Source organism: Prosthecobacter fluviatilis, from assembly GCF_055388355.1.
Genome location: NZ_AP043782.1, coordinates 36,412 through 53,107, shown reverse-complemented (window position 1 = coordinate 53,107; position 16,696 = coordinate 36,412). Strand labels below are relative to the sequence as shown.

Here is a 16,696-nt window from a genome sequence, read left to right as displayed (position 1 = left end):
GTCAAAAGGTCTGCATCGGCCTCAGTGATGGCGGGATTTTCTTCTTCATCAGCTCGGTCTCGTAGCCATTGAGCTTCCGCCCCTGCTGCTTCATCTCGGGCGCTTGGGAGGAAGCAGGTTTCGGAGCTTCGCTGGCATCCCCAGTCGCAGGCGGCATGCGCAAGGGGTCGGTGCCAGGCGCAGGCTTGGGGATGGGGCCGGGGACCGGCGGAGGGGCGCTTTTCGGTTTGTCATCCGGCAGCACCTTGCGGAGGACCTGCTCCGTCACCGTACCCGCCAGGTTGCCCGCCACCGTCTTCCCACGCTTCACCAGGTCCTCCGCGTTTTCTCCCGCCACCGAGCTCAGAGAGCCCACCGCCGCGTCATGCAGCGACTTGTTGGGCAGGTAGCCACGCACGCCATGCCAGGCCGCATTCACGGCCTTCGCACCCCAGCCCGCCTTGTTCACGGGATTGTACACTTCAGGGGCCGCGCCCACCACCGTCGCAGTCAGGCTGCCGGGAGTCAGGGTGTGAAAGCTCTTCTGCGCCACCTCGTCACGTTCGCGATACTTCTTCATGATCTCCGCCCTCTCCGCGTAGAGCTTGCGCCGCGCCTCGTAGTCGCGGCCGGTCTGCCCCGGCAGGTAGGAGCCCACGCTCGCCGCCAGCTGGCCGATGCGCGACACCCCCTCCGCCACGCCCGTGCCCAGCTCATCCGCCAGGCCTGTCGGCTTGCCCTTGAGCATGTGCCTCACAGACGACAGCCCCTGCTCACGCTCCATCTGCACATGGCCCGCCGGCCGCGCCTTTTCAGCCCGGTCCACATCCCGCTCCTGCCATTGGCTGAACCAGTCTTTGGCCCCGGAATCTTGGGCGGAATCATCTGTGCCGTTCTTTTCCGGCACCATGATTTCAGCCCCCCTTTCCCCCACCACATAAGGCTTGCCCGCCTGGACAGGCCCCCCGTCCGCACGACCCGGCAGTTTTTTGCCCCGCAGGTAAAGCGCCGCATTGGCCGGGGGCTTGCGCATCTCAAAAAGGCGGCCTCTGCCCGCATGAGCCGTCTTCCTCGCAGAGTCCTCCCTTTCATCCGGCGTTTCGGAGGCCTGCTTTGCAGCACCCGGGGCTGGGTGCCGTCGCAGGTGTGCGTACGCTTCGGCAGGAGTTTGCCGCGGCGTCAAAAGGCGTGGCCGTGCATGAGCGCCCGCAGCCGCCTTCAGGCCGGCACGGGAGAGGGCATGGTTCGGCACCACCGTCCCGCTCTGCTGCGGCACGATGATCTCCGGCCCCTCCTCCCCCACCAGGTAGGGCCTGCCAGCCTTCACCGGCCCGCCCTTCGCACGGGCTTCCACCGTGTCCTCCTCATCATCTTCCTGGCCGCCGCCGTCATTGCCGCCAGCCGCCGCCGCCCCGTCTTTCGCCGCGTCTGTCAGTTTCTGCGGTCCGTTGTCCAGACCCGCAGCGCCAGCACCGCTGCCAAACTGCCCCGCCCCCGACTGCAGTGTGCCCGTGCCTGGCATGCCCAGAGTGCTCGCTGGCGCAGACGCCCCCGTGGCCGCAGCCGGTGACGCAGGCGACGCCGGCATGGCCGTCGTCGATTTCGTCAGGTCGTTCGCCATCGCAGGCGCGAGCGCCGGCACTGCAGGCCCGATCACCGGCGGCACCGGCGGCGGCGGCATTTGCATGCCCTGCATCGGGTTCTTGCCAAACTGCTCCGTCCCAGCCTTGATCGTGCCCTCCAGCCCCGGCGTCGCGGCTGCGGAGGGCGGCGCATAGGCACTGGCCGGCGTCGGGCGCGGCGTCATGAGGCGTGACGGCGGCAGGCTCGACGGCCTCGTGGCCGCACCCAGTCCCGAAACCGGCGAAGTGCTGCCATCGCGGTTGATCGTGCCCACACGGATCGCCGTGCGCCCCGTGCCCGGTCCTGTGCCCGGCATGTAGAGGTTGTTGCGCGGGCGGGCGTCGATGCGTCCCGGCCGCGTCCCGAAGTTCTGGCTGTTCTGCTCCTTGAGCTTGTCCAGCTCCTCCGGAGTAAACTGCTTCAGCGGCTGGCTCAGCGGCCCCGTCGCAGACCCCATCGCAGACACCGGCGAAGTGCTGCCGTCACGGTTGACCGTGCCCACCCGGATCGCGGTGCGCCCCGTCCCCGGCCCTGTGCCCGGCATGTAGAGGTTGTTGCGCGGACGCGCGTCGATGCGCCCCGGCCGCGCCCCAAAGTTCTGGCTGTTCTGCTCCTTGAGCTGGTCCAGCTCCTCCGGGGTGAACTGCTTCAGCGGCTGGCTCAGCGGCCCCGTCGCAGAGCCCATCGCAGACACCGGCGAAGTGCTGCCGTCACGGTTGACCATGCCGGTGCGCTGCGCCGCCGTCCCCGTGCCGGGCCCGGTTTCGGTGTCATATTCGATGTTGCGAGGGCGTGCGTTGATCCGCCGCTGCGGCCGCCTGCCGGTTCCAGTTTGAGTGTATTCAGGGTCCATGCCACACCCTTGGGTCCGGATTTCAGAGTGCAAGCCATTTGATATTTTATTCTGGTATCTTTCGGTATTACTGCACATTCACGCGCCCCTTTTCCACCCTTTGCACACCCCGCCCCCCGCATTCGCTAAGCCCCGGACCTATGCCCTTTTTCACCCCATCCCCTCCTCGACAAACAGAGCATCGGTTCAATAGTTCCCGCACATGAAGAAAACCGCCGACCCCGACTCGCTGCCCCCCACCTCGCCCAAAACCATGGCGGTGCTCATCGTCATTCTGCTCGGCCTCATGGCCGCCACCTTCAAGGTCGCGCTCTATCCCAGCCCCCCCGCCGCCTGGGCACGCCTGCACGAGCCCGCCACCCTCTCCGTGGCAGACGCCAACAAGCTCCTCTCAGACAGCGGCGCCGTCATCGAAAGCATCAAGAGCGCCGACAGCATCACCACCGAGACCTGGAACATGCGCCACCGCACCGGCCAGTGGACCATCCTCGTCTGCTTCAGCAAGACCCCCAAAGGCGACGTCATCCAGTCCGTGCACATCCGCAACGAAATCTCCCGCCTCCCCACCTTCACCCGCACCTGGGACTTCCCCCCTGGCTCCACCGCCCCCGCCCCCACCCCGTCCAAGCCCCCCGTTCCCGCAGCACCCGCTCCCGCAGCACCCGCTCCCGCAGCTCCCGCTCCCGCAGCTCCCGCTCCCGCAGCCCCTGCGCCAACTGCACCCGCAGCCCCGCCCACAACCAGCGCCTAGCCCCCCGGCCACCCTCCGCCACTCCCCAGCCCCCCGGCGGAGAGGGATCGTCCCGATCCCTCACACTCCCGCCACACCCACCGCCCCCGCGCCAGGTCTGGCTCACCCCTTCCCTCACGCCCCACCGCAGACTTTGCGCAGCGTGGTGGGATCAAGATGATCCCACTCCTCCAGAGCCTCCGCCCCGCGTTCACCAGGGATTCACGCCACGCCCAGCCCCCCCGGCGGAGAGGGATCGTCCCGATCCCTCACGCCCCCGCCACACCCAGCGCCCACGCGCCAAGTCTGGCTCACCCCTTCCCTCACGCCCCACCGCAGACTTTGCGCAGCGTGGTGGGATCAAGATGATCCCACTCCTCCAGAGCCTCCGCCCCGCGTTTACCGGGCATTCACGCCACACCCCAGCCCTCCGGCGGAGAGGGATCGTCCCGATCCCTCACACTCCCGCCACACCCACCGCCCACGCGCCAGGTCTGGCTCACCCCTTCCCTCACGCCACACCGCAGACTTTGCGCAGCGTGGTGGGATCAAGATGATCCCACTCCTCCAGAGCCACCGCCCCGCGTTTACCTGGCATTCACGCCACGCCCAGCCCCCCGGCGGAGAGGGATCGTCCCGATCCCTCACACTCCCGCCACACCCACCGCCCCCGCCTAACCACGACCAACAACCAACAACCAAGAACCAAGAACCAAGAACCGCCCCCTCACCTCACCCGCTTGTAATCCCCCGGCCTCCGTCTCCGCCTCACCGTTGGCTTGTACAGCGTCGCGCTCCCCTTGCAGCGGTAGGCCATCGCCAGGCCCAGCACATCGTCATCGTGGCAGCCGCTCCGCGCCTCCTCGCGCCCGTTCTTGCTCCACATGAAGTTCTTGCACTCCGCCAGAATGTGCGGGCAGAACACATCCAGCGCCTCGTTGTGAAACGCCAGCGCCAGGCTGTCGATCACATCCCTTCGCTGGTCCCGGTCCTTCAGCTTCCAGCCCAGCATGTAGCTCTGCTTCTCGCGGTCGTACGGGTCCACCACCTGGCGCTTGTACAGCGGCACCCCCAGGTCCTTCAGCCGCTCCAGCACATGCAGGCCCATGTTCACCTCCAGCACCACCAGCGCACCGCCGTAGTACTCTGAAAGCAGCGCGATGTACTCCGCCGTCAGCACCGTCGTCCCCGTGAAAGGCGGCCGCACACGCGCCACCACCGCGTCCTTGTAGCACGCGCCGCCCGCCGCCTGGTACTCCGTGCGCAGCACCCCGATCGAGTGCCGGTCCGGGTCCCCGCTTTCCGCCTGGTCCTCCCCCGTCATGGGGTCGCACCACACGATGTAGCTGCACCCCGGCTGCGGCTTTTCCCAGATCTGAAAGCTGCCAAAGCCGCTGCCCTCCCGCTGAAACTCCACCCCGTCTCCCACCGCCACCAGCGAGCCCGTCTCCGGCGCGTGCAGCCCCGCCGCCAGCTCCAGCCGCCGCAGCGCCGCCACGTTAAAGCGCGGCCTGCCCGACGACAGAAAGCAGCTCACCTCATCCTCCGGGTAAAACTCGTCAAACGTCTCCTCCGAGCCCGAGCACTCCGCCTCCATGATCGCCCGCCGCCACGCCATCTGCTCGTGCGTCCAGCCGTACCGGCGCCGCCCGTTCGCCTCGCGCGGCGTCAGCGTCGCGTCGATCCGCGCCCGCATCGCCTCCGTCACCGGCTTCACGTTTTCCGCAAACTCAAACCACGCCGCAAACACCTTCACCCACCCGTTCCCCGGCGCCGACTCCCCCGCCTTCCACGCCCGCAGGAAATCATCCAGCGTCAGCGCCCCCTGCCACGTCTCGTAGTGCCACCCGCTCGCCCCGTCCGGCGTGCTCTCCGCGATCGCCAGCCCCGCATCATTCAGCGAGGGCAAAATCGACGCCATGATCTTCCGGTCATCCTTCACCCCGCCGCGCGGATACTTCGCGCTCTCGCTGAAAAGCACCGCCTGCCGCGGCTTCGAGATCCCCGGGTTCATCGACTCCGCGCTCGTGATCGTGGCCGTGCTGCCGTTGGCCCACTTCATCCGCCGCTCGCGCGGCACCAGCGCATTGTGCCAGGGGAAGCGGTCGTTCTCGCTGAAGGTCCGTATCCGCTCCAGGATGCCCTGGCTGTTCGCGCTGATGTTCGCCAAAATCAGCGCGTCCGTGTTGCGCTGCTGGCACAGGTGGTAGATCACCTCCACGCTGAAGGTCGTGCCCCCGCACTGGCGTATCTTCGTCACGATGATGCGTATCGCCGGCACCCCAAGCGCCGTCAGCACCTCCACCGCCTCCGCCATGCGCCGCTGCAGCACGTTCGCACGCGGCGTCTCCAGCTTCTTCGTCGTCGCGTTCTGCACCTTCGTGCAGGTTTCAAAGTGGACCAGCGGCGAATGCGCCACCAGGTGAAAGTCAGCATCGTTCATAGGTTTGTCCCAAAGACTTGGGTCCGGATTTCAGATCTCAAGCGGTTTCTTGCATGGTATTGAAAAATACCACGAAATGCTTTCCGCTGGCCTCCGTCTTGCCCGGCCCGGCCCGCCCCCTGCGCCACGCCCGGAAAACACCCCCGCTAAACCCCGGAACAAAAAAACTAAGCTTTTCATTTATCAGAAAAGCATTGCTAGTTTTTGGCATTATGAATTTGTCACAAAATCATCCTGCCAAAGGCATTGCGGTTTTAGGCAAATCCAATATAAAACCCTCGTCCCCGCTCCTCACCATGCTTCAGCGCACGTGCAGCATCCCGCCACGCGGAGCCCCCGGCCCTTTCCCGGGTGGCCACAGGCGGCGTCACCGCCCGGGGCTGCGGCACATCCAGCTTTCTCCGCCCTCCTAACCACACCCCAGGTCCCGTCCTCCCATGCCTGCCAAGTCACGCCCCACCGAGTCCGCGCCGCAGCCCCCCGCAAAAAAGCCTGCGCACACCCCCACGCTCCGCAGGCTGCGCGGCTATTCCTTTGACCCCAGCCTCTCCGCCAAGCTGGAGACCGCCGTCATCAATGAGCGCATCTTCACCATCCCCTGGGAGCCCCTCGCCCCCGGGCCCGTCGGCGAGTATGTGGAGGTCATCGACGTCGACCCCGCCAGCGGCTGCTTTTACGAGCCCGTGGACCTGAACGACCCCCACCTGCTCGCGCAGGACGGGCTGCCCGCCTCTGCCGCCAATCCCCAGTTTCACCAGCAGATGGCCTACGCCGTCGTCATGACCACCATCCGCAACTTTGAGCGCGCCATCGGCCGCCCCGTCCTCTGGTCAGACCGCACCGCCAAAGACATGGGCAAGACCACCGCACAGATGCAGGAGGCCGACTGGCTGGCCACCTACGTGCGGCGCCTCGCCGTCTATCCCCACGCCCTGCGCGAGGCAAACGCCTACTACTCCCCTGCCAAAAAGGCCCTCCTCTTCGGCTACTTCCCCGCCTCAGAGGTGGGCGACCCCGCAGTGTATCCCGGCGGCATCGTCTTCGGCAGCCTCTCCCACGACATCATCGCCCACGAGACCACCCACGCCATCCTCGACGGCATCCATCCCCACTTCATGAAGGTCACCCAGCCGGACGGCCTCGCCTTTCACGAAGCCTTCGCAGACCTCGTCGCCCTCTTTCAGCACTTCACCTTTCACGAAGTCGTGCGCCACCAGATCGCCCGCACCCGGGGCGAGATGGGCATGAACAACCTCATGGGAGAGCTCGCCCAGGAGTTTGGCAGGGCCACCGGCAACCGCGGCTCCCTGCGCGACGCCCTCGGCCAGGTGGACCCCGCCACAGGCAAATGGCAGCGCCGCCCCCCGGACCCCGCGCGCTACATGACGGAGATGGAGCCCCACGCACGCGGCGCCATCCTCGTCTCCGCCGTGTTTGACGCCTTCATCACCATCTACGAGTCACGCATCGCAGACCTCCGCCGCATCGCCAGCGGCGGCACCGGCATCCTCAAAGAAGGAGAGCTGCACCCGGACCTCGTCAACCGCCTCGCCACCGAGGCCGTCACCGCCGCCGGCCACGTCCTCACCATGTGCATCCGCGCCCTCGACTACTGCCCGCCTGTGGACATCGACTTCGGCGACTACCTCCGCGCCCTCATCACCGCAGACCGCGACGTCTTCCCGGACGACAGCTGCGGCTACCGCATCGCCTTCATCGACTCCTTCCGCCAGCACGGCATCTACCCCCGCAAGCTCCGCTCCCTCTCCGAGGAAAGCCTCACCTGGGACCGCCCGGAGGAAATCAGCACCTACGAAAACATGGCCCGCCTCGGCGAGGTGCTGCGGACCTTTTACAAAGACCTCGGCATGGACCACGACCGCCACCTGCGCTGGAAAAAGACCCGCGAGCAGCGCGCCAGGCTCCATGACCACCTGCAGTCCAAGTTCCTGCACGAGTTCAACGACACCCGGCTGCAGGAAATGACCGGGCTGGACTTCGGCATCACCCGTGAAAAAAACGGCGAGAAAGTCGTGCGCTTCTCAGTGCAGGCCATGTGGCCCGTGCAGCGCCAGCGCCCGGACGGCACCGTGCTCAATCAGATCATCTTCACCCTCCTCCAGCACAGGCCCCTGGAAGGCGCCGCCGAAGACCTCTGGGGCGGCTGCACCATCATCGTCGATCTCGGCCACGACGATCCCGAAAAGTCCATCCGCTACATCATCCGCAAGCCCCTCTTCAGCAAAGACCCCGCACACAGCCGCCTCGAGCTCGCCAGGCAGCGCGCCCAGGACCCCGCCATGATGCCCCTCTCCTCCACCTACGGCATGGACGCGGCGGACGAGCCCTTTGCCATGCTTCACTCGGAATACTGATCTCCCACTCCCCTCCACGCCATGGCCACCAAAGCGACCAAGCCCAAAACGCGCAAGCCCGCCGCAGACTACCGCGTGCGCATCCGCATGTACCAGCAGGGTCTCGGAGACTGCTTCCTCCTCACCTTCCCCGCCGGAAAGTCCAAACAGGCCCACGTCATGATCGACTGCGGCATCGTGCTCGGCACCAGCGAGCCCGGCAAAGTCATGACCCAGGTGGCCCAGGACATCAAAAAAACCACCAAAGGAAAGGTGGACGTGCTCGCCATCACCCATGAGCACTGGGACCACCTCTCCGGCTTCGACCCCGCCCAGGCGCGCGACATCTTCAAAGGCGTGAAATTCGGCAAGCTCTGGCTCGCCTGGACGGAGGACGAGAAAAATCCGCTCGCCCAGCAGCTCCGCACCGAAAGGGAGAAAAAGAAAAAAGCCGCCGCCAAAGCCAGGGACGAGATGCAAAAGCGCGGGCTCACCCAGCAGGCCGGGCGCATGGCCGGGCTCCTCGGCTTCTTTGGCGCCAAGGCAGCCGGCGGTGACGACGCCTCCGCCGAGGAGGAGGAGGCTGGCGGCGGCACCACCGGCGCGCTGAATTTCCTCAAGTCCCACAGCACCCCCACCATCCTCGAGACCGGGGGCAGGCCCCTCTCCATTCCCGGCGTGGAGGGCGTGCGCGTCTATGTGCTCGGCCCGCCGCTGGACCGCGACGCCCTGAAAAAAACCAATCCCGGCAAATCCCAGGGCTACGCCCTCGCCGAAGAGCCCATCGGCCTCACCGACTCATTCCTCGCCGCGTTTGACACAGAAGACGAGCTCGCGCAGCCCTTCGCCAGGTCGCAGCGCAGGCCCCTGGTGCAGCTCCCGGAGCGCCTCGCGGCCGCGCAGCACACGCGTCGCTCCGCAGGCGCGCACGCCCCGGCCATTTCTGGTATCGACGGCTATCTCCTGCCAGAAAATCAGTGGCGCAGCATCGACGACGCCTGGCTCGGCATGGGAGAGCGGCTCGCCCTCCAGCTCGACAATGCCACCAACAACACCAGCCTCGTCCTCGCCTTCGAGTTTGACAGCCCCCCGGGCCAGGACACCCGGGACGTCCTGCTCTTCGTCGGAGACGCCCAGGCCGGCAACTGGCTCTCCTGGGACGAGCACACCTGGACCGTGCGTGACGGGGACGGCGGCAGGCGCAAAGTCACCGCCGAGGACCTCCTGCAGCGCACCATCTTCTACAAGGTGGGCCACCACGGCAGCCACAACGCCACCCTCCGGGAAAAAGGCCTCGAGCGCATGACCAGCAGCCGCCTCGCAGCCGTCATCCCCGTGGACACCCGCGTCGCCCACGAGGTCAAAGGCTGGGAGCACATGCCCCTGCCCGCCATCCGCGAGCGCCTCAGGAAAAAATGCACCGTCGTGTTTCAGTCAGACGGGCAGCCAGACGTCCAGGACAGGCCCCAGGCCGGCCGCTGGCAGCCCTCCACTGAAAAATTCGACGTCTTCATGAAGAACCCGAAAACCAAAAAGGTGGAGAGCGTCAGAAAGCAAAACCTCTACACCGACTACTACCTATGAGCAAAAACATCGTCATCTGCTGCGACGGCACCAACAACCAGCTCGAAGGAGACCTCACCAACGTCGTCCGCATCTTTCAGGTGGCCCTCCAGAACGCGGAGCAGGCCGCCTTTTATGACCCCGGAGTCGGCACCATGGCCTCCCCGGAGGCCACCGGCCCCATCAGCAGCCGGTGGTCCATGTTCAAAGGCCTCGCCTTTGGCGCAGGGTTCCAGGAAAACGTCTTCGAGGCCTACCGCTACCTCATGCGCACCTACCAGGAGGGGGACCGCATCTTCCTCTTCGGCTTCAGCCGCGGCGCCTTCACCGTGCGCACCCTCGCAGGCATGCTGCACGGCGTCGGCCTCCTCACCCCCGGCTCGGAAAACCTCCTGCCCTACCTCTGGCGCCACTACCTCGGCATCCGCATTCTGCCAAAAGGCGCCACCCAGTCCCAGATCGACGCCGCCAAAAAATACGACGCCTCCACCGAGGTGCTCCGCGCCAGCTTCACACGCCCCTGCCCCGTCGCCTTCCTCGGCCCCTGGGACACCGTCGGCTCCGTCGGCATGTACAATGCCAACCAGGCCTTCCCCTTCACCTATGAAAACCCCAGCGTCGCCGTCGTCCGCCACGCCGTCTCGCTCGATGAAAGACGCTGCGGCTTCCGCTCCAACGTCTTCAAGTCCGACGACACCCCGCTCCCCGGCACCGGCCGCCCCCGCGTCATGAACGTGTGGTTCCCCGGCGTGCACTCGGACATCGGCGGCGGCTACCCCTGGCCCGAAAGCGGCCTGGCCATGATTTCCTACCAGTGGATGGTGCGCGAGGCGCGCGCCTTCGGCCTCCTCGTGGACGAGGCCCGCCTCTCCGGCCTGCTCGCAGGCTGCAGGCCGGACCCCGCCGCACAGATCCACGAATCCCTCACCGGAGCCTGGAAGGCCCTCGAGTACGTCCCCGCACGCCGCTACAACTGGAAGACCGCCAAAACCGAGTGGCGCCGCCAGCCCAACAAGCCCCGCACACTCGCCGTCGCCGAAGTGTTCCTGCACCGCAGCATCCTCGACCGCCTGCAGGCAAAGCCGGAGTACCGCCCGCCCAACCTGCCCGCCGGCGACCTCGCCGCACAGTTCAAGATCGAAGACTAGGCCTCGCGTGAATACCAGCCGGTGACAGGAATAAATCGAGCCCATCATCGCAGCCCCGCGCTCATCCATCGCCGCCTCCGAAAGCCCGGGCGTGCGTGAATCCCCGGTAAACGCGGGGCGGAGGGCTGGGGCGTGGCGTGAATGCCCGGTAAACGCGAGGCGGAGGCTCTGGAGGAGTGGGATCATCTTGATCCCACCACGCTGCGCAAAGTCTGCGGCATGGCGTGAGAGAAGCGGTGAGTCAGACCCTGGCGCGTGGGCTGAGGGTGTGGCGGGAGCGTGAGGGATCGGGACGATCCCTCTCCGCCGGAGGGCGTGGCGTAGGGTGGCCGGAGGGCTGGGACGTGGCGTGAATCCCCGGTAAACGCGGGGCGGAGGCTCTGGAGGAGTGGGATCATCTTGATCCCACCACGCTCCGCAAAGTCTGCGGTGTGGCCTAACGGAAGCGGTGAGCCAGACCTGGCGCGGGGGCGCTGGCTGTGGCGGGAGCGTGAGGGATCGGGACGATCCCTCTCCGCCGGAGGCTGGGGCGCGGCGTGGATACCCGGTAAACGCGGGGCGGCGGCTCTGGAGGAGTGGGATCATCTTGATCCCACCACGCTGCGCAAAGTCTGCGGTGTGGCCTAACGGAAGCGGTGAGCCAGACCTTGGCGCGTGGGCGCTGGCTGTGGCGGGAGCGTGAGGGATCGGGACGATCCCTCTCCGCGGGAGGGTTGGGGCGTGGCGTGAATCCCCGGTAAACGCGGGGCGGAGGTTGGGGCGTGCCGTGAATCCCCGGCAAACGCGAGGCGGAGGCTCTGGAGGAGTGGGATCATCTTGATCCCACCACGCTGCGCAAAGTCTGCGGCATGGCGTGAGAGAAGCGGTGAGTCAGACCTGGCGCGGGGGCGCTGGCTGTGGCGGGAGCGTGAGGGATCGGGACGATCCCTCTCCGCCGGAGGCTGGGGCGCGGCGTGGATACCCGGTAAACGCGGGGCGGCGGCTCTGGAGGAGTGGGATCATCTTGATCCCACCACACTGCGCAAAGTCTGCGGCATGGCGTGAGAGAAGCGGTGAGTCAGACCCTGGCGCGTGGGCTGAGGGTGTGGCGGGAGCGTGAGGGATCGGGACGATCCCTCTCCGCCGGAGGCTGGGGCGTGGCGTGAATCCCCGGTAAACGCGGGGCGGCGGCTCTGGAGGAGTGGGATCATCTTGATCCCACCACGCTCCGCAAAGTCTGCGGTGTGGCGTGAGAGAAGCGGTGAGTCAGACCCTGGCGCGTGGGCGCTGGCTGTGGCGGGAGCGTGAGGGATCGGGACGATCCCTCTCCGCCGAAAGCCCGTAGGGCTGACACAACCGAAGCCGTGGGCGCCAGCCCACGGTAAGCGTCCCCCCCACCGCATCCTCCAGTGGAACCGCGCAGCGGTGACACAAAACGGCCGCCAGCCCCGCCCGCCACCAGCCCTGCAAGGCCCAGGCTCTCAAACACGGCTCAGCCACTACCACATCATATGACCATACAGCACACACCCCGCCCCGGTCCGCCTCCGGCCTCGGGAAAACATGCGCGCCAGTGCAGCCCGCACCCGCACAGCCCGGCTCTGCCACCTCCCCGCGCCCCCGCCGCCCCGCCCACCTGGAAAACCCACCCGCCCACGCCCCATGCCGCGCCCGCCAGTCCGCATCCTTTTTACCCAGCCCTAGTCTCATTCCCTCCTTGCCCCGCGCCAAATCCTGCGCACCTTGACCCCATGAAGACGCTCCTATTCTCCCTGCTGCTGCTCACCACCGCAGCCAGGGCGGACCAATGGCTTGTCAATGGCCAGCCCCACCGCGGCACCATCCACAAGTTCAGCAGCGACGGCACCCGCGTCTATACCACCTCCGACAAGGACAACTACCGCGGCAGCTGGATCCTGGTCGCCCAGCTCGACCCCGCCACCCGCGTCCGCCTCAACATCGCCACCCCCGAGGACAAGGCCAGCTTGAGGCCCCAGCGCCTCCAGAGCCCCGAAGTCGCCGCCAGGGCCGAGGCAGACCGCGCCGCCAGCATCGATGTGGAAAAGCTCGCCCTCGAGCGTGAAAAATTCATCCTCATGCGCCAGCAGGAGGAGCGCCGTCAGGCAGAGATGCGCATCTACGCCTTCAGCAGCCCGCCGCCACCCCAGCCCACCACGCAGATCGTCGTCCCCACCTACCCGCAAAACCGCTACCTCTCCAGCCGCTACGCCACCACCTACCGGTCAGGCGGCTACTACCGGAACTACCACTACTACCGGAATTACGGCAGCAGCTGCTACTACCGTCCGTACTATTTCCATGTGCCCCACGTGTACGCCCCGCATGTCCATGTCCCGCATGTGCACGTCCCCCACGTCCATGTCCCCTACGTGCACCGGCCCATCATCGTGCGCACCTACTGAGGCAGCGCCGCGCTCCGCCTCCCCGCACGCTGCAGCTGAGAGTCAGCTTGCAGCCCCCGCCACACCGCGCGAGATACCACGGCCTGTTAAAAAAACACAGGTCCCCCGGGCTCAGTCCACACAGCCCCCGCGCACCCGCCGCTGCATTTCCACCGCGCACACACACATCAAACCTCATCGTCACCACATTCCGCTACCACACGCACGACATCCTGTGTTTAGTGCCCGCACCTCGGGCACAGCCCCGGGCCATCACAGGCGCATCCTTCCCTCTTCCTCCCACTCCATGAAACACCTCCTCACCGGTCTCCTGCTCTCCGCCCTCCTCGCCTCCTGCGCCCAGAGAGACCTCGAACGCTGCCCCCCCGGCACCCCCGCCATCAAACTGGCCCAGGCCGTCGAATGCACCCACCCCGACGGCAAGTACACCCTCCCCGCCGGCATCTACCAGCCCGAAGCCCAGTCCGCCAAAGGCATCTACTACGTCGCCCCCGAGCGCCTCAAGACCACCGCCGGCATCATGCGCAAAGGCCACGAGCGCGGCGGCCTCTTCATCGCCAACGAAGGCTGGGAATGGATCTGGACCGGCCACCCCGGCTTTGAAGTGGACGAAAACAAAACCTCCATCTTCAAAAAGCGCGGCATCCTCATGCCCACCGTGTACAAATTCGAGCCCTACGTGAAGTACACCAAGGTCAAAACCAAAAGCCGCTGAGCACTTCCAGACACGCCGCTCAAGCCCCCGTCATCCCACGCCCCTCTCAAACAAGAGGGGCGTTTTTTTGTCCACCTCCGCTTACCACTTCATACCACACCCCACCACCGCCCAGCGCACCAGGAGCACGGACTTTAGTCCGCAGCACGTCGCCTGCACACAGCGTGCGTGAATGGTCTGCACCCTGCGAAAACACACGGACCCTCGGAACGAAAAAGCATCGTCCCAGCGCAGGCACAAACACAAACGCGCTTGTTGCCCGGGAAGGACTCCGCATCTCAGCGGAGCGCTGCGGACTAAAGTCCGCGCCCCCGTCCAGACACATCCCCAAACCAACCCCATGCGTGTAAATCAAGATGATCCCACTCCTCCAGAGCCTCCGCCCCGCGTTTACCGGGCACTCACGCCACGCCCCCGCCCTCCGGCGGAGAGGGATCGTCCCGATCCCTCACGCCCCCTCTACACCCACCGCCCCCGCGCCAGGTCTGGCTCACCGCTTCCCTCACGCCACACCGCAGACTTTGCGCAGCGTGGTGGGATCAAGATGATCCCACTCCTCCAGAGACTCCGCCCCGCCTTTACCAGGCACTCACGCCACGCCCAGCCCTCCGGCGGAGAGGGATCGTCCCGATCCCTCACGCTCCCGCCACACCCACAGCCCACCAAGAACCAAGAACCAAGAACCAAGAACCACCAACAGCCACCGCCAGCCCCCCCCAGTCCCCTCACTGCGCCCGCTGAATCCGCGCCGGCACATCATTGATGCTGTACCCCGCCTCACGCAGCGCGTCCCACACCTTCACCAGCTTGCCCAGCGCCGCCGTCGTGTCCGCCTGCAGTTCCAGCTTCGTCCCCGGCTTCGCCTCCTTCAGCGCCTTGATCATCTGCGCCAGCTGCTCCAGCTCCACCGGCTGCCCGTCCAGAAACACCTGCTGCTTGTCGTCGATGCTGATCGCCACGCGCACCTCCGGCACCGCCGCCTCTCCTCCCAGGCTCTTCGACTCCGGCAGCGTGATCTTCACCTGCGTCTTGTCCTTCTTGAACGTCGTCGTCGCCACAAAGAAGATCAGCAGGATCACCATGATGTCGATCAGCGACACGATGGGGATCATCGGCACCGGGCGGCGCTTAGGGCGGAGGTTCATGGCCATGGCGTGCAGCAGGTGGGGTTCAGAAGTTCATCACACTCGCGCACTCACGCCGCCGGGCGCTGCACCTCAAAGTGCTGGTAGAAATGCTGGATCGTCTCCTGCATGATCGACTCCACCTTCACCGCCAGCGCATCCAGCCGCCGCGTGAAGTACGTGTGCGCCAGCACCGACGGCACCGCCACAAACAGCCCCGCGATCGTGCAGCGCAGCGCCACCCCGATCTCATGCGCGATCACCGCCGTGTCCGGCCCGTCACCGCTGCCAAACGCCGAAAACATCCCCACCAGGCCCGCCGTCGTCCCCAGCAGCCCCAGCAGCGGCGCCACCGTCACCATCACCTCCAGCAGCGGGATGCCGCTCTCCAGCCGGTGGATCTCCTCGCGCGCCTTGATCGCGCACGCATCATGGCACTCCTGCTTGCTCGTAAAGGCACCGCTGATCGCCATGCTCCCCAGGCGCGAGAGCATCGACCCGTCATGGGAGAGAAACTCCTGCAGCGGCCGGATGTCCCCCTTCAGCGCATAGCTCGGGATGGCCCGCAGCTGGCTCACCACCGCGCCCGGCATGATCACCTGCTCCCGCAGTTGCAGCCATGCCAGGATCGAGGCCCCGATGGCGCTCATCGAGCACAGCACGATCAGCCCCATCACAAAGCCCCCTGTGGCCAGAAATTCATACACAAGCTGCAGCCCCGAAGGCGTGGCCTTTTCAGCAGCAGGCGCCGCCGCCTCAGCAGCGGCTGCGAGCATCGGCGTGGCGGTGGCGAGGAGATCAGTAAATAAGCACATGGTAGTCGATTTTCAGCCGCTCAGGATCCTTCGTCGGGAGGAAGGGGATCACATCCGCAGGCATCGCAGGTATTTCCGCATCCTTGATCGCCCGCAAGGTAAATAACGTGAGTTCCCGGTACGATTGTGTGTCATCCACCACCCGCACATCCTCCACCCCGCCCTTCTTGTTCACGTAAAACTCCACCTTCAGGCTCCCGTAGGTGACCCCCGCCAGCTCCATCCTGCGGTACTGCTGCCACTTTGTTTCCACCGCCTGTCTGACCCTCGCGATGTAGCGCTCCTTCGGCGTCTGCGTCAGTTTCACCGTCGTCTTTTTGCCGGCGTCCGCCTTCGCAGGCGGCTGCGTCTGCCTCGCGCCGCTCTCCTGGGCCGTCAGGCTCACGTTGATCTCCTCATCTTTCATGGGGCTGGTTTTCCTGCGCCCCTTCTCCATCCACATGCCCCAGCGCTTTTCCATCAGCTTCCTCACCTCCGCATCGCTCAGCTTCTCGCGATTGGCGGCAGCACCTGCCCTGCCCTGATCGCCCGCTCTAAACATGACCGGAAATATCAGGTGCCCGTCCTGGTACTCGTTCACCCACGGCAGGATCTCCGCAGGCATCGCCGGAAACTTGATCGCCTGGATCGCCTTCACGGTAAACTTCGTGAGCACAGGGTCGGTGTCCTGGTTGTTTTTGACGTGGATCTGCTCAAGCCTGCCGTCCGGACGGAGAGCTATGTTCACTCTCACATACCCGTGAGCCTGGCTGTTCGGCCTCTGCTTCAGCTCGTTTGCCCAGCTTTTTTGCGTCAGTCCATAGACCTCATTGAGGTACCACTCCAGACCTTCTCTCCATTTCTTCTTCGCCTCCACCTCCTCCTTCGTCGGCGCACTGCACGCAGCCAGCAGGCACACCACCAGCGCCGCCCACAGGGCGTTCACGATCCTTCGGCTCATCGGAAAG

13 protein-coding genes are annotated in these 16,696 nt (G+C 66.0%); 8 read left to right on the top strand and 5 right to left on the bottom strand.

The window, feature by feature from the left end; genetic code table 11:
- Position 1: 1 nt before the first annotated feature.
- Complete coding sequence (locus ACZ5WW_RS00200) at positions 2–2,455, bottom strand: hypothetical protein (RefSeq protein WP_377171314.1); 2,454 nt, start codon at positions 2,453–2,455, stop codon at positions 2–4.
- A gap of 202 nt (positions 2,456–2,657) precedes the next feature.
- Here ACZ5WW_RS00200 and ACZ5WW_RS00195 point away from each other — a divergent pair, with 202 nt between their 5' ends.
- Entirely contained in the window at positions 2,658–3,206 is a 549-nt protein-coding gene (locus ACZ5WW_RS00195) for a hypothetical protein (RefSeq protein WP_377171316.1), read from the top strand.
- A gap of 706 nt (positions 3,207–3,912) precedes the next feature.
- Here the strand turns inward: ACZ5WW_RS00195 and ACZ5WW_RS00190 are convergent.
- On the bottom strand, positions 3,913–5,628 hold the full coding sequence (locus ACZ5WW_RS00190) for a hypothetical protein (protein ID WP_377171318.1): 1,716 nt from the start codon (positions 5,626–5,628) through the stop codon (positions 3,913–3,915).
- Positions 5,629–6,065: 437 nt separating this feature from the next.
- Here ACZ5WW_RS00190 and ACZ5WW_RS00185 point away from each other — a divergent pair, with 437 nt between their 5' ends.
- From ACZ5WW_RS00185 to ACZ5WW_RS00155, 7 genes are all read left to right on the top strand, one after another.
- Complete coding sequence (locus tag ACZ5WW_RS00185; RefSeq protein ID WP_377171320.1) at positions 6,066–8,003, top strand: gluzincin family metallopeptidase; 1,938 nt, start codon at positions 6,066–6,068, stop codon at positions 8,001–8,003.
- 21 nt (positions 8,004–8,024) lie between these two features.
- Positions 8,025–9,566 carry an MBL fold metallo-hydrolase gene (locus ACZ5WW_RS00180; protein ID WP_377171322.1) on the top strand — a complete coding sequence of 514 codons (1,542 nt, stop codon included), beginning with the start codon at positions 8,025–8,027 and terminating at the stop codon, positions 9,564–9,566.
- Positions 9,563–10,693, top strand: a complete 1,131-nt coding sequence (locus ACZ5WW_RS00175) for a DUF2235 domain-containing protein (protein WP_377171324.1) — start codon at positions 9,563–9,565, stop codon at positions 10,691–10,693. The genes ACZ5WW_RS00180 and ACZ5WW_RS00175 overlap by 4 nt, the downstream gene beginning before the upstream one ends.
- A 399-nt stretch (positions 10,694–11,092) precedes the next feature.
- On the top strand, positions 11,093–11,320 hold the full coding sequence (locus tag ACZ5WW_RS00170) for a hypothetical protein (RefSeq protein ID WP_377171326.1): 228 nt from the start codon (positions 11,093–11,095) through the stop codon (positions 11,318–11,320).
- A 189-nt stretch (positions 11,321–11,509) separates the two neighbouring features.
- Positions 11,510–11,737, top strand: a complete 228-nt coding sequence (locus tag ACZ5WW_RS00165; RefSeq protein ID WP_377171328.1) for a hypothetical protein — start codon at positions 11,510–11,512, stop codon at positions 11,735–11,737.
- Positions 11,738–12,423: 686 nt separating this feature from the next.
- On the top strand, positions 12,424–13,095 hold the full coding sequence (locus tag ACZ5WW_RS00160; RefSeq protein WP_377171330.1) for a hypothetical protein: 672 nt from the start codon (positions 12,424–12,426) through the stop codon (positions 13,093–13,095).
- 286 nt (positions 13,096–13,381) lie between these two features.
- A complete protein-coding gene (locus ACZ5WW_RS00155) occupies positions 13,382–13,810 on the top strand; it encodes a hypothetical protein (RefSeq protein WP_377171332.1) in 429 nt (142 codons plus the stop codon).
- Positions 13,811–14,535: 725 nt separating this feature from the next.
- On the opposite strand, the gene ACZ5WW_RS00150 is transcribed toward ACZ5WW_RS00155, so the two are convergent.
- The 3 genes from ACZ5WW_RS00150 to ACZ5WW_RS00140 are packed head-to-tail and all read right to left on the bottom strand — an operon-like array spanning position 14,536 to position 16,689.
- Positions 14,536–14,955: an ExbD/TolR family protein gene (locus ACZ5WW_RS00150; RefSeq protein WP_377171334.1), complete on the bottom strand. Its 420-nt coding sequence runs from the start codon at positions 14,953–14,955 to the stop codon at positions 14,536–14,538.
- Between the two features lie 50 nt (positions 14,956–15,005).
- Positions 15,006–15,749, bottom strand: coding sequence for a MotA/TolQ/ExbB proton channel family protein (locus ACZ5WW_RS00145; RefSeq protein WP_377171336.1), 744 nt, complete (start codon positions 15,747–15,749; stop codon positions 15,006–15,008).
- A complete protein-coding gene (locus ACZ5WW_RS00140; protein WP_377171338.1) occupies positions 15,733–16,689 on the bottom strand; it encodes an energy transducer TonB in 957 nt (318 codons plus the stop codon). Before ACZ5WW_RS00140 ends, ACZ5WW_RS00145 begins: the two co-directional genes overlap by 17 nt.
- Between the last annotated feature and the right edge of the window lie 7 nt (positions 16,690–16,696).

Coding starts and splice junctions, on each gene's coding strand:
- ACZ5WW_RS00200 (WP_377171314.1), bottom strand. CDS start 2,455: ATGGACCCTGAATACACTCAAACTGGAACCGGCAGGCGGCCGCAGCGG.
- ACZ5WW_RS00195 (WP_377171316.1), top strand. CDS start 2,658: ATGAAGAAAACCGCCGACCCCGACTCGCTGCCCCCCACCTCGCCCAAA.
- ACZ5WW_RS00190 (WP_377171318.1), bottom strand. CDS start 5,628: ATGAACGATGCTGACTTTCACCTGGTGGCGCATTCGCCGCTGGTCCAC.
- ACZ5WW_RS00185 (WP_377171320.1), top strand. CDS start 6,066: ATGCCTGCCAAGTCACGCCCCACCGAGTCCGCGCCGCAGCCCCCCGCA.
- ACZ5WW_RS00180 (WP_377171322.1), top strand. CDS start 8,025: ATGGCCACCAAAGCGACCAAGCCCAAAACGCGCAAGCCCGCCGCAGAC.
- ACZ5WW_RS00175 (WP_377171324.1), top strand. CDS start 9,563: ATGAGCAAAAACATCGTCATCTGCTGCGACGGCACCAACAACCAGCTC.
- ACZ5WW_RS00160 (WP_377171330.1), top strand. CDS start 12,424: ATGAAGACGCTCCTATTCTCCCTGCTGCTGCTCACCACCGCAGCCAGG.
- ACZ5WW_RS00155 (WP_377171332.1), top strand. CDS start 13,382: ATGAAACACCTCCTCACCGGTCTCCTGCTCTCCGCCCTCCTCGCCTCC.
- ACZ5WW_RS00150 (WP_377171334.1), bottom strand. CDS start 14,955: ATGAACCTCCGCCCTAAGCGCCGCCCGGTGCCGATGATCCCCATCGTG.
- ACZ5WW_RS00145 (WP_377171336.1), bottom strand. CDS start 15,749: ATGTGCTTATTTACTGATCTCCTCGCCACCGCCACGCCGATGCTCGCA.
- ACZ5WW_RS00140 (WP_377171338.1), bottom strand. CDS start 16,689: ATGAGCCGAAGGATCGTGAACGCCCTGTGGGCGGCGCTGGTGGTGTGC.